General features: G+C 74.8%; 11 protein-coding genes. 7 read left to right on the top strand and 4 right to left on the bottom strand.

Features of this window, described 5'->3' with window-relative positions:
• Positions 1-7: 7 nt before the first annotated feature.
• Together ACZ3ZD_RS13540 and ACZ3ZD_RS13545 are read right to left on the bottom strand one after the other, a co-directional pair.
• On the bottom strand, positions 8-253 hold the full coding sequence (locus ACZ3ZD_RS13540) for a hypothetical protein (RefSeq protein ID WP_467396239.1): 246 nt from the start codon (positions 251-253) through the stop codon (positions 8-10).
• A gap of 83 nt (positions 254-336) precedes the next feature.
• Positions 337-1,140, bottom strand: coding sequence for an SDR family oxidoreductase (locus ACZ3ZD_RS13545; RefSeq protein WP_467396240.1), 804 nt, complete (start codon positions 1,138-1,140; stop codon positions 337-339).
• Positions 1,141-1,402: 262 nt separating this feature from the next.
• On the opposite strand from ACZ3ZD_RS13545, the gene ACZ3ZD_RS13550 reads away from it, so the two are divergent.
• The 4 genes from ACZ3ZD_RS13550 (at position 1,403) to ACZ3ZD_RS13565 (ending at position 4,932) form a co-directional block, all read left to right on the top strand.
• Complete coding sequence (locus ACZ3ZD_RS13550; protein WP_467396242.1) at positions 1,403-2,470, top strand: PHP domain-containing protein; 1,068 nt, start codon at positions 1,403-1,405, stop codon at positions 2,468-2,470.
• A 15-nt stretch (positions 2,471-2,485) separates the two neighbouring features.
• On the top strand, positions 2,486-3,142 hold the full coding sequence (locus tag ACZ3ZD_RS13555) for an HAD family hydrolase (protein WP_467396244.1): 657 nt from the start codon (positions 2,486-2,488) through the stop codon (positions 3,140-3,142).
• 386 nt (positions 3,143-3,528) lie between these two features.
• Positions 3,529-4,560: an SDR family oxidoreductase gene (locus ACZ3ZD_RS13560; protein ID WP_467396246.1), complete on the top strand. Its 1,032-nt coding sequence runs from the start codon at positions 3,529-3,531 to the stop codon at positions 4,558-4,560.
• 129 nt (positions 4,561-4,689) lie between these two features.
• The gene (locus ACZ3ZD_RS13565) at positions 4,690-4,932 is read left to right on the top strand and encodes a hypothetical protein (RefSeq protein ID WP_467396248.1); all 243 of its coding nucleotides are present in this window, start codon (positions 4,690-4,692) and stop codon (positions 4,930-4,932) included.
• A gap of 13 nt (positions 4,933-4,945) precedes the next feature.
• Here the strand turns inward: ACZ3ZD_RS13565 and ACZ3ZD_RS13570 are convergent, their stop codons facing one another.
• Both ACZ3ZD_RS13570 and ACZ3ZD_RS13575 read right to left on the bottom strand, forming a co-directional pair.
• Positions 4,946-6,235: an ROK family protein gene (locus ACZ3ZD_RS13570; protein WP_467396250.1), complete on the bottom strand. Its 1,290-nt coding sequence runs from the start codon at positions 6,233-6,235 to the stop codon at positions 4,946-4,948.
• Positions 6,236-6,594: 359 nt separating this feature from the next.
• Entirely contained in the window at positions 6,595-9,783 is a 3,189-nt protein-coding gene (locus ACZ3ZD_RS13575; protein ID WP_467396251.1) for a bifunctional cytochrome P450/NADPH--P450 reductase, read from the bottom strand.
• A gap of 242 nt (positions 9,784-10,025) precedes the next feature.
• Here ACZ3ZD_RS13575 and ACZ3ZD_RS13580 point away from each other — a divergent pair, with 242 nt between their 5' ends.
• From ACZ3ZD_RS13580 to ACZ3ZD_RS13590, 3 genes are all read left to right on the top strand, one after another.
• The gene (locus tag ACZ3ZD_RS13580) at positions 10,026-10,679 is read left to right on the top strand and encodes a PAS domain S-box protein (protein WP_467396253.1); all 654 of its coding nucleotides are present in this window, start codon (positions 10,026-10,028) and stop codon (positions 10,677-10,679) included.
• A 114-nt stretch (positions 10,680-10,793) separates the two neighbouring features.
• Positions 10,794-11,288 carry an FBP domain-containing protein gene (locus ACZ3ZD_RS13585; RefSeq protein ID WP_467396255.1) on the top strand — a complete coding sequence of 165 codons (495 nt, stop codon included), beginning with the start codon at positions 10,794-10,796 and terminating at the stop codon, positions 11,286-11,288.
• Between the two features lie 89 nt (positions 11,289-11,377).
• Positions 11,378-12,631 carry an FUSC family protein gene (locus ACZ3ZD_RS13590; protein WP_467396257.1) on the top strand — a complete coding sequence of 418 codons (1,254 nt, stop codon included), beginning with the start codon at positions 11,378-11,380 and terminating at the stop codon, positions 12,629-12,631.
• The last annotated feature ends 45 nt before the right edge of the window (positions 12,632-12,676 follow it).

Below are 12,676 nucleotides of genomic sequence, written 5' to 3' on the forward strand. Positions count from 1 at the left end.
CGAACGGTCAGTGCAGCGTCCACGTGTACTTGTCGCCGCCCACCCAGCGGACCGCGTCCGGGTCGTCCAGGTCGTGGATGAGGATGCCGTGGGAGGCGGCCGTCTCCAGCACGTCCGTGATGGTCCTGGCCTCGCCGACCACCTCACCGTCGATCTCCATGATCCGGAAGGGCGGCTCGCCGTGCCGGCCCGGGCACACACCGAGGACCAGGATCCGCGGACGGGAGATGTACGGCGCTGATTGTTCGGTCATGCAATCGAGGGTAGAACGCAACCCGCGCCGACGGGTCGCCGGGGCCGGCGGCGGGGCGGCGGGCAGGATCCGGAAGAGGGGCCCTAGGGGCGGCGCCAGTCGTCGCTGGTCAGGTGGGAGCCCGCCTGCGGGCCCATGCGCAGCATGCCGCCGTCGACGCTCCAGGAGGCGCCGGTGACGTAGGAGGCGTCCGGGCTCGCGAGGAACGCGATCACCGCGGCGACCTCACGGGCGTCGCCCGGCCGGCCCAGCGGCACGCCGGGGCGGCGCTCGGTGTGGACGTCGGTGTCCTCCTGCCCGGTCATCGGGGTGGCGATCTCGCCCGGCGCGACCGCGTTCACGGTGATGCCGTGCTCGGCCAGTTCCAGGGCCATCACCTGGGTGAGCAGGCCGAGACCGCCCTTGGCCGCGCAGTACGGGGCCGCGCCGACCCGGGGCTGGTGCTCGTGCACCGAGGTGACGTTGACGATCCGGCCGCCGTCGCCCTGCCGGATCATGCGCCGCGCGGCCCGCTGACCCAGCAGAAACGGGCCGACGAGGTCGACGTCCAGGACCCGGCGCACATCGCTCAGGGTCAGGTCGAGGAACGGCGTCATGGTGCCCGTACCGGCGTTGTTGACGAGCACGTCGACGCGGCCCAGCTCGTCGCACAGCGCGTCCACGGTGTCGGCGGCCTCGGGCAGCCCGGTGAGATCCAGCCGGGCGACGGCCGCGCGCCGGCCGTGCGCGCGGACCTCCCGTGCCGTCTCCTCGGCGCCCTTCTCGTCCTCGTGCCAGGTGATGCCGATGTCCAGGCCGGCCTCGGCCAGGCGTACGGCGGTGGCCCGGCCGATGCCGGAATCCGCGCCCGTGATCAGTGCCGTTCGCCGCGCGGCTGGTGTGGGCATGGCTCGTCTCCTCACAGGGGGGTCGGACGCACAGGGGGGTCGGACGCACGGTGGGTGCCGGTCTCACGGTGGGTGCCGGGCTCACCGGTGGGTGCCGGGCTCACGGTGGGTGCCGGGCTCACGGTGGGTGCCGGACGAGTCACCGCAGTACCCGTGGGCGGTGCGGGCAAACGGATCGCGCGGTGCGGGGCCGGCGGCCTTTCCCGCGCCCGCTCCGGCTTCCCCGCGCCCGCTCGGGGCGGCTGGTACATCCTTGGTTCTCATGGACCCCGTCGCCGCCCTCGACCGGATCGCCTTCCTGCTGGAGCGGGCGCTCGCACCCACCTACCGGGTACGGGCCTTCCGTACCGCCTCCCGGACGCTGGCCGCGCTGCCCGAGGGCGAGGTGGCGGCGCGGGCCGCGGACGGGACGCTGGAGTCGCTGAAGGGAGTCGGGCCGAAGACCGCCCAGGTGGTGCGGGAGGCGCTCGGCGGTGAGGTGCCCGGCTATCTGCGCCGGCTGGAGGAGGAGGCGGGCACGCCGGGCGGCGCCGAGGGGGCCGGTGCCGATCTGCGGGCGCTGATCCGCGGGGACTGCCACACGCACTCGGACTGGTCCGACGGGGGCAGCCCGATCGAGGAGATGGGGCGGGCGGCGGCCGACCTGGGGCACGAGTGGACGGTGCTCACCGACCACTCGCCGCGGCTGACCGTGGCCCGCGGGCTGTCGCCGGAGCGGCTGCGCGAGCAGCTCGCCGTGGTGGCGGAGCTGAACGCCGGCTGGGCGCCGTTCCGGCTGCTCACCGGCATCGAGTGCGACATCCTGGAGGACGGTTCGCTGGACCAGGAGGAGGAGCTGCTGGCACAGCTGGACGTGGTAGTGGTGTCGGTGCACTCCAAGCTGCGGATGGACGCGCGGTCCATGACCCGCCGGATGGTGGCCGCCGTGCGCAGTCCGCACGCCGACGTCCTCGGGCACTGCACCGGGCGCCTGGTCACGGGCCGGGGGCGGCCCGAGTCGCAGTTCGACGCGGACGAGGTGTTCGCCGCGTGCGCCGAGTCGGGCACCGCCGTGGAGATCAACAGCCGCCCGGAACGACTGGACCCGCCCCGGCGGCTGCTGCGCCGGGCGGTCGAGGCGGGGACCCTGTTCGCGGTGGACACCGACGCGCACGCGCCCGGCCAGCTGGACTGGCAGATCCTCGGCTGTGCCCGCGCCGAGGAGTGCGGGGTGCCGCCCGAACGGGTGGTGACCACCTGGTCGGCCGAGGAGCTGCTGGGCTGGACCCGCGAGGGACGGCTGCCGGCACGCGTGGCCGGGTCCGCGCGTGGTACCCGGTCGGGGAGCTGAGAGAAAGGACCCCGGATGGACCGCGCCGCCGTCTTCGACGTCGACGGAACGCTCGTCGACACCAATCACCTGCACGTCGTGACCTGGTGGGAGGCGTTCCGGCAGGCCGGTCACGACGTGCCCATGCACGCCGTGCACCGGGCCGTGGGCCTCGGCTCCACGGACCTGATCGCCCATCTGCTCGGCGACGACCGGGACCGCGACCAGGACGCCGACCTGAGCGCCGCGCACACCGCGCTGTACGGCCAGTACTTCGACCGGCTCCCCGCCCTGCCGGGCGCCGGGGAGCTGCTGCGGCGGCTGCACGCGGACGGCTGGACGGTGGTCCTCGCCACCTCGGCGAGCGGCGCCGAGCTGGGCGCGCTGCTCCGGGCGATCGACGCGGACGACGCCATCACCGACATGGCGAGCTCGGATGACGTACAGCAGGGCAAACCGGCCCCGGAACCCGTGGAACACGCGCTGGAGCTGGCCGGGGTGCCGGCCTCGCGGGCGGTGTTCGTCGGGGACACCGTGTGGGACATGCGGGCGGGCAGCAAGGCCGGGGTGCGCTGCGTGGGGGTGCTGTGCGGCGGGATCCCCCGGGCCGACCTGGAGGAGGCGGGCGCGCAGGACATCTACGCGGACCCCGCCGACCTGCTGGCGCGCCTGGCCGGGAGTCCGCTGGGCTGAGCGGCGCCCGCGGTGACGCAGGTCACGGGCGGGCGGGGAACTCCCGGGGGTGGTTGTCTGTTGAACCAACCGTGGGTGCGGAGGGGACAGTGTCCCCGGGCCTCACCTTCTGCCCACAGGGACGATCGTCCGGCTGAAGCCCTGTGGAGCGTTTCGCCGAGAGGCGACCGCCCTCCGCGCCCACACCCCGACCGCCCCGGTCGTGATTCCCCCGTCACGCCCGGGGCTTTCCGCTGCCCCGTTCACGCCGGCCGGGGCTTTCCCCGCCGCGGCCGGCCACGTCGCTCCCGTCGTCGCCGTCGCCGCTGCGCCGCGTGTGCGGGCCCTGCGCCCGGGTACCCGGCCGCAGGTCGCAGCCTCCGCCGTGCCGACGTAAGGAGCCGAAGGTGAGCAGCTCAACGGGCAGCAGGGTCGTCGTGACAGGCGCCACCGGCAATGTCGGGACGAGTGTGGTGCGTCTGCTCTCGGAGGATCCCGGCATCAGGTCGGTGCGGGGGCTGGCCCGGCGGACGCCCGAGTGGTCGCCGCCGAAGACCGAGTGGTCCGCCGTCGACCTGGCCTCGGACGAGGCGAACCTCGCCGAGCGGTTCGAGGGCGCCGACGCCGTGATCCATCTGGCCTGGGCGTTCCAGCCGACGCACGATCCGGTCGTCACCTGGCGGACCAACGTGCTCGGCTCGCTGCGGGTGTTCGAGGCGGTCGCCGCCGCCCGGGTGCCGGTACTGGTGCACGCCTCCTCCGTCGGGGCGTACTCGCCGGGGCCCAAGCACCGTCCGGTGGACGAGTCCTGGCCCACGCACGGCTGGCCGGACGCCGCGTACTGCCGCGAGAAGGCCTACCTGGAGCGCACGCTGGACGTGTTCGAGCGCGACCACCCCGAGGTGCGGGTGGTCCGGATGCGCCCGGCGTTCCTGTTCAAGTGGGAGTCGGCGAGCGAGCAGCGGCGGATCTTCGGCGGGCGGTTCCTGCCCGGTCCGCTGGCCCGGCCGGAGCTGCTGCCGGTCCTGCCGGACATTCCGGGGCTGCGGGTGCAGGCGCTGCACACGGACGACGCCGCCGAGGCCTACCGGCTCGCGGTGCGGTCGGACAGTGCCCGGGGCGCCTTCAACCTGGCCGCCGATCCCCCGCTGGACGCCGCCGTCCTCGCCGAGCTGCTGGGTTCCCGGCCGGTGCGGCTGCCGCGTACGGCGGCCCGGTCGGCGATCGCCGCGGCCTGGGGGCTGCGCCTGCTGCCCGCGTCCCCGCACCTGTTCGACGCCGTGCTGCGGCTGCCGCTGATGGACTGCACCCGGGCGCGCGCCGAGCTGGGGTGGGAGCCCCGGCACACCGCGACCGAGGTGCTCCAGGAGTTCCTGGACGGCCTGCAGAAGGGCGGCGGAATGGAGACCGAGCCGATGCGGGGACGGAAGGCCGGCTGAACCGGCCCGTCCCGGACCCGCCCGGGACCGACCCGGGCCCCCCGGCACCACCCGAGACCACCCGAGACCACCCGAGATGACCCGAAACCCCTTGTGACCGTCCGAGATGACGGAGGAGCGGAGAACACCATGACGGAACAGCAGCCCCGGCCCGACGCCGAGCAGCGGCCGGTGCCCCGGGACATGCCCGACCAGCAGGCACGGCCCAGCGAGGATCCCTGGGACGTCGCCCCGGGCCGCAAGCGGGACACCGAGCCGGACGAGAACGCCGACGTCCCGGACACCGACGAGGCCGGCACCGGCCCGCGGGGTGCCGAGCGCACGGGCACGGTCCACCCGGAGCACCCGGCCCCGCAGGAGCCGTCGGCCTGAGGTCCGGCGGCCGTCAGTGGGGCGTGCGGTCCTGGAGGGCGGTGCGCCAGGCCGGCAGCCGCTCCTCCCGGGTGCGTTCGGGGCGGCGGCCGCCGGCGGCGAAGAACTCGGCCAGGGGCAGGATCGCGGCGCCGACGGTGACCGCGTCCGGGCCGAGCCGGCCCAGTTCGATGGTCACCTGGTCGGCCGGGTGCCGCAGGGCGTACGTCGCCGCGTGCCGGCGTACGGCGGGCAGGAAGCGCGTACCGAGCTGGAGACCGGCCCAGCCGCCGATCAGGATCCGCTCGGGCTGGAAGAGGTTGATCAGATCGGACAGGCCCGCCCCCAGGTACTCCGCGGTCTCCTCCAGGACGGCCAGGGCGACCGGGTCGGGTGCGCCGCCCTCGGCCGGGTAGGCGGCGGCCAGCATCGCGGTGAGCGCGGTCTCCTCGTCGGTGTCCGCGGGCGGCCGGCCGCCCTCCTCGCGCCAGCGGGCGAGCAGCGACTCGGCGCCCGCGTAGGCCTCCAGGCAGCCGGGCGCGCCGCAGCGGCAGCGGCGCCCGCGCACCCGTACCGTCAGGTGCCCCCACTCCACGGCCCGCCCGTGCGCCACCTCGGGCGTCACCAGGCACGCGCCGACACCGGAGCCGAACAGCACGACCACGGCGTTGCGGGCACCGCGTCCGGCGCCGAACCACATCTCGGCCTGGCCGAGGGTCTTGGCGCCGTTGTCGATGAAGTACGGCACCCCGTCGGGCAGTCCGGACGCCGAGCGCAGCAACCGCTCCAGCGGGACCGCGTCCCAGCCGATGGTCTGCCCGTGTACGACGGCACCCCGGTCGGGGGTGTGCTCCACGATGCCGGGGACGCCGACGCCGACGCCGAGCAGCCGCTCGGGGACGGCCTGTTCGGCGGTGAGCACCTCGGCGACGCCGTCGCGGATGTGGCCGGCGATGACGTCGACGTCGTAGCCCTGCGAGGCCAACGGGCGTTCCGCGCGGGCCAGTTCGGTGAGGGCCAGGTCGAACAGCTCGACCCGGACGCGGGTCTCGCCGACGTCGACGCCGATCATCTGTCCGCTGTGCGGGGCGACCCGCAGCAGGGTGCGGGGCCGGCCGCCGTCGGAGTCGACGCTGCCGGCCTCCTCCACCAGTCCGTCGGCGACCAGGTCAGCGACCACGTTGCTGACCGAGCCGGAGCTGAGTCCGGTGGCCGGCCCCAGCTCGAACCGGCTGAGCGGGCCGTCGAAGTAGAGCCTCTGGAGCACCGCCGTCCGGTTGCCCCGCCTGAGGTCGCGTACCGTGCGTCCGTTGCGCGCCGCCATGTGGCTCCCTTCACGAACCGTGCCCGACCTGCAACATACCCCTTCGGGCAGCCGGGACGCGAGATTCCGCCAACCCTTAGTTCACGCTATGAGCTAAGGCGCGGGCGAGACCGCCCGGGGCACCGCGCCGACCGGCGTGATCGGCGCGGTGCCGCCTCGCGCAGCAGCCGGGACGCAGCGCGGGGCCGGAAGGGTCGGCGCGGTCTTCGGCACGTGGCGGTCACCGCCGGTGAGCCGCGGCTCCCCGACGGTGGTGCGGGAGCCGCCGTCGAGGGGCCGGGCGGGGCGGGATGCCCGCCGCGGCCAGGACCCGTCGGGCCCGTTCCTCGCAGTCCCCACCGCGCCCCCTCCCCGGCGGCTCAGCCCGCCGCGTACACGTCCTCCACGTAACGCCCGTCCGCGACCAGCTCGTTCAGCCATGTCTCGGCGGCGGCCCCGTCGGCGCCGGGCGTGCGCTCCCGGTACAGGGTACGGAAGGCCTCGCGGACGCCGGGGGCCATGCGGGCGCCGTCGCCGCAGACGTACACCCGGGCCCCGGCGGTCAGCAGCCGCCACACCTCGTCGGCCTCGGCGGCGATCCGGTGCTGGACGAAGGCGACCCCGTTCTCGGGCGCGGCGCTGAAGGCGGGGCGCAGCGACACCGCGCCGGCCCGCTGGGCGGCGCGCAGCTCCTCGGCGTGCAGGTAGTCGGCGTCGGGGGCGTCGCAGCCGAAGTACAGCAGCGCGGGCGGCAGCGGGGTGCCCGCGCGGTGTGCGGTCAGGCGGTCGGCGACGGCGCCCCGGAACGGGGCGAGGCCGGTGCCCGCGGCGACCAGCACGACCGGCGCCGAGTGGTCGATCCGGAACGCCTCGCGGCAGGGCTGGACGCGGGCGTACACGGTGTCGCCGGGCCGCAGCGAGGCGAGGTGGCCGGAGCCGGTGCCCCGGTAGCGGCCCCTGCCCGACCGGGCCGGTGCGTCGAGCACGGACACCATGAGGTCGGCGTGGCGCGGGTCGGACGCCGGCGCCGAGGAGATGGAGTAGTGGCGGGGGCGCAGCGGGGTCAGCAGGTCGAGCAGGGCCGGCCAGCCGAGCGCGCCGCGCAGGGCGGGGTGGTCCTCGGCCAGTTCCAGCAGGGTGCGCGGGTCGTCCTCGGTGAGGGCGGCGAGGGCGGCACGTTCGGGCGGGCAGGGGTTGGCCTCGGCGAGCAGGGCCCGCTGCCGGCCGGTCGGCCGCTCCTGCAACTCCACGTGGTGTGCGAGCAGTTGCCGTACCGTCAGGGGCCGGTCGACGGCGAGCCCGTCGCGCCGCGGGCGGTTGGCCCGGATGTCGAGGACGGCGTCGGCGTCCAGGCCGAACGCGGCGACGGCCCGGTCCACCAGCCCGGGGGCGTTGGCGGGCAGCACGGTCAGGTGGTCGGCGGTGCGGTAGGTGACGCCCTCGGGCAGAGCGACGCGCAGGAACCGCTTGGTGCGCGGGTGGCCCGGCGCCGTGAGGTCGCGGGCCTCGGTGACCGTCATCGGGACCAGGCCGTGCCGTTCGGCGAGGGCATCCAGCGGGCCGCCGGTCAGGGTGCGCACCGCGTAGGCGTGGCCGGGCTCGGCCGGTGCGCCGTCCACGGCGTCCACGGCTTCGGGGTCGCCGTACTGCGTCAGCAGCGCCGTGCGCAGCCGGGCCGTGAACTCCCGTACCGTGCCCGTGAGATCACCGGAGGCGTCGGCGGCGGCGCGGTCGGTGAGCCGGGTGGCGCCGAGTTCGGCGAGGCGGGCGTCGACGCGGGTGGGGACCTGCTGGTAGGTGGCGGCCCAGTTGCGGTCGCCGACGCCGAGGACGGCGTAGGTCACGCCGGTCAGGTCGGGGGTGCCGTCGAGCCAGGCGGTGAAGGCGACGGCGTCGTCGGTGGGCCGGCCGTTGTAGGAGGCGGCGGTGATGACTACGGGCCGGTCCGTGGGCAGGCCGTCCGGGTAGGCGTCCAGGGCGGCGACCTCGGTGGCGCAGCCCACGGCGGCGGCCTCGTCGGCGAGCTGGGCGGCGAAGTCCCGGCAGGTGCCGTAGTTGCTGCCGTGCAGGAACAGGGCGCGGGTGCCGGGGCGGACCCGGGCCGGGAGGGCGTCCGGGGCCGGGGTGCCCGCCACCGGGGCGGGGGCGGTGCCGGGCAGCGGGGCGTGCACGCGGTCGGCGGAGGTGCGCGGGGTGAGCGTGAGGGTGAAGCCCTCGGGCTTGAGGGTGAGGGTCTCCTTCACGGTGAGCCGGTAGCCGGCGTGGTCGCCGAGCCGGTAGCGGTGGACCAGCAGGGCGAGCAGCATGGTCGCCTCGTGCAGCGCGAACTGCCGTCCGATGCAGGCGCGTTCACCGGTGCCGAACGGCTTGAAGGCGTGCACCGGGCGGGCCGCCTCGGCCTCGGGGCCGAACCGCTCGGGGTCGAACAGCTCGGGGTTGTCGCCCCACACGGGCTGGCGGTGCAGCATCGGCGCGATCACGGTGACGGCCTGGCCGGCGCGCAGCGGGATCCGGCCGCCGAGCAGGGTGTCCTCGCGGGCGTGCCGGCTGAACGCGGCGGCCGTCGGCCACAGCCGCAGCGCCTCGTTGAGGACCTGGCGGGTGTAGGTGAGCCGGCCGATGTCCTCGTACGACGGCTCCGGGTCGGCCGTGTCGCCCCACAGCGCGTCGGCCTCGCGCTGCACGAGCCGCAGTACGGCGGGGTGCTTGGCGAGGTAGTACAGGGCGAAGGACATCGCGCCCGAGGTGGTCTCGTGGCCGGCGATCAGGAAGGTGATGACCTGGTTGCGGATGTTGGCCGTGTCCAGGGTGGTGCCGTCGGCGGGGTGCGGGGCGCTCAGCATCAGCCCGAGCAGGTCGTCGGCGCCGCTCTGGTCGGTGCCGGTGCGGGAGGCGATGACGTCGTCCACGACCCCGGCCAGGTAGTCCGCGTCCCGCCGGAAGGCCGCGTCGGCCGCCGAGTGGTCCTCGCCGGGGGTGCGGGCCAGCCGGGTCATGCTCCACTCCAGGCAGCGGACCATGGCCTCCACGAAGGGGTGCGGCTCGGCGCGTTCGAAGGAGCCGAAGTCGTAGTCGAAGCCGGCCAGTCCGATGGTGTCGAGGGTCATGCGGGTCATGTCGTCGGGCACGTCGACGGGCTGCCCGGCCCGCGCGGCACGGTCCCAGGAGTCGATCAGCCGCCGGGCCACCTTCAGCATCACGGGGTGGTAGGTGCGCATCGAGCCGAGCGCGAAGGCGGGCATCAGGATGTCGTGCGCCTTGGCCCAGTTGGGCTCGTCGTTGTACGCGGTGAACAGGCCGTCGGCGGCGAACTCCCGGACGTTCTCCAGGGCGGGCCCGACGTGCTTGGCGAACCGCTCCTCGTCGGCCAGGTCGGCGACCAGGTCCGCGTCGGCGACGAACGTCACGTCCCGGCCGTGCAGCCGGCGCACCAGCACCGGGCCGTGCTCCCGCATCAGCTCCATGATCTGCTGGATGGGGGTGCGGCCGGGGCCGGTGGCCGTGATGTCGACGACCGGGACACCGGCCGGGGGTGCGGCCGGTTCGGAGTGCAGTGCGGTGGGGGGCATGACGCGACAACTGCCTTTCGCGGTAGCGGACTACTGCTCCCAGGGTGGTCGACGGGCGGCCAGGGCCCGTGCCACGGCACTACACGATCGTGCAGTGGAAAGTGGACGGCGGGACTTGCGCGCTCCCGACCGGGGGGTGCGGGCGGGCTCGGCACGGGACGCCACCGGTGGACGCTCCGCCGACTTGCCGCTGACCTGCGCTTCCTCTTGGATGGCGGTCGGCCGGCGGAGCGGGAGGTGCCATGGAGGCGGAACGGGCCGACGCGGTGGTGTGGCGCAACCGCGCGCTGATGCTGTTCGACCGGGTGGCGGTACCGGTGGCGGTGTGCGACGTGTACGGCCAGGTGGTGCTGGCGAACCCGGCGATGGCCGCGGAGTGCGGTACGACCCCGGGGCGGCTGCGCGGCCGGCAGGTGCTGGAGCTGTTCCGGCCGCAGGAGGCCACCCAGGTGGAGCGGATCGCCGAGGCGCTCCGGCTGCGGCACCGCTCCCGCTACCAGGTGTCGGTGTGCTGGCGGACGGCCGGCGGGGCCGAGCGGCACGGGGAGCTGACGGCGGATCCGGTGAGCGACACCGTGGAGGAGACGCCGGCGCTGCTGGTGATGCTGCGGGTGTGGGGCGAGCGTCCGGCGGCGGCACCGGAACCGGAGCCGGTGCGGACCACCGAGGTGGAGCGGCGGGTGCTGGCCCTGCTGGCGGGCGGCGCCACCACGGACCGCGCCGCCCGCGAACTGGGCCTGAGCAGGGACGGCGTCACGTATCACCTGCGCCGCCTGTCGGCCCGCTGGAACGCGGCCAACCGCACGGAACTGGTGGCCCGCGCCTACGCCCTGGGTGTCCTGACCCCGGGCGTCTGGCCTCCGGAACCGGCACCGGGACCGGCGGGCGAGGAGTAGGCGGTGGCGCAGGAAAAACCATTGGCCCCTGCATCCATCGGCTAAATAAAATAGCCGTCAGCCTAGAGGGCCTAGGTTCACCGGCACGGCGGCCGGTTCCGGAGGGACTCCCCCATGAAAGCGCTCACCGAGCAGGACATCCGCACCTCCTTCATCAACTGCTCCAGGGGCGAGGCCAAGCGGCTGGCGGTCCCGCGCGACCTCGGCGACCGCCCCTGGGACGATCTGGACTTCCTCGGGTGGCGCGATCCCGGCGCCCCGGACCGCAGCTATCTGGTCACCGAACGGGACGGCCGGCCCGTCGGTGTCACCCTGCGCTTCCCGTCCGCCCAGCACGGCTTCCTGCACCGCAGCATGTGCTCGCTCTGCCTGACCACGCACCGGGGCGGCGGGGTCTCGCTGATGGCCGCGCGCAAGGCGGGCCCGGCCGGCCGGGAGGGCAACTCGGTCGGGCTCTACATGTGCGCGGACCTCGCGTGCTCGCTGTACGTGCGCGGCAGGAAGGTCCCGGCGTCCGGCGCCCGGTTCGAGGAGAGCCTGACCCTGGACGAGCAGATCGCCCGCACCAGGAGCAATCTGGACGCCTTCCTCGACAAGCTCTACGCCTAGGCAGTCGGCCTGAAACAGTCGGAAACGGTCGGGAACAGTCCGCGAACAGGCACGTTCGACGCACCCGAGGAACGGGAACAGGCCAAGGGATGCGTGACGTACGAGAGTGGAGCACGGGACTGCTGCGGCTGGCGAAACGCCGCCGGGAGCCGGTGGTCGTCCAGACCCTGCGGTCGGCGACGGCCGCGACGATCGCCTACGTGATCGCGCTCCGGCTGAGTCCGGAGCCCGCCCCCCTCACCGCACCGCTGACCGCGCTGCTGGTCGTCCAGGTGACCTTCTACGCCACCCTCACCAACGGCATCCGCCGGGTGAACGCGGTGGTCGCCGGGGTCCTGGTCGCCATCGCGTTCAGTGTGCTGGTGGGCCTGACCTGGTGGAGCCTCGCGCTGCTGATCGTGGCCGCGCTGGCCGTGGGGCACCTGGTCCGCGTCGACGAGTACGTGGCCGAGGTGGCGATCAGCGCCATGCTGGTGCTCGGGGTCACCACGGTCGGGTTCACCGCGTGGGCGCGGATCGTGGAGACGCTGATCGGCGCGGTCGTCGGCACCGCCTGCAACCTGCTGCTGCCGCCCCCGGTGTGGGTGGACGAGGCGGGCCGGTCGATCGAGGACCTGGCGCGGCGGGTGCGCCAGCTGATGCTGCGGATGGGGGAGGAGGCCGCGGGCCGCATCCCCTGGCAGCAGGCGGCCGAGCGGCTGCACGAGGCGCGCCGGCTGGACCACGACATCGTCCAGGTGGACGCCTCGCTGCGGCAGGCCGAGGACAGTCTGCGGCTCAATCCCCGGGTGAAGGAGGGGCTGCTGCACCGGGTGGTGCTGCGCACCGGTCTGGACACACTGGAGATCTGCACGGTGGTGCTGCGGGTGCTGGCCCGCTCGTTCACGGACCTGGCCAAGGCCCGCGGCTCCGAGGAGCTGTTCCCACCGCGGGTGGGGGCGACGGTGGAGCAGCTGCTGTCGGAGATCGCCGACGCCATCGTGAGCTTCGCCGTGCTGGTGACCACCCATCTGAGCGAGAACGCCGAGTCGGCGGAGGAGCGGCTGAGCGCCGAGCTGCGCACGGCGGCGGGCACCCGGGACCGGCTGGCCGAGCTGCTCCAGGAGGAGATCCGCAAGGACTGGGCGCACTGGCAGCTGCTCGGGGCGGTCCTGACCGAGGCGACCCGGATCATCGAGGAGCTGGACACCGAGCACCGCGCCCGGCGCCTGATGGAGGAGCTGGACGGGGTCTCGCGCCGGCAGCGGGCCAAGCTGCCCCGGCTGGCCTGGCTGCGCGACCGCCTCGGCGTGCACGAGGAGCTGTGGCGCAACCGCGCGGGCTTCGGCGAACGCACCCGGTGAAGGAGCCGTCGGCGGGGCCGGCGCGGGAGGCGGGGAGACGGCCGG

The organism is Streptomyces sp. NPDC023481 (assembly GCF_055560195.1).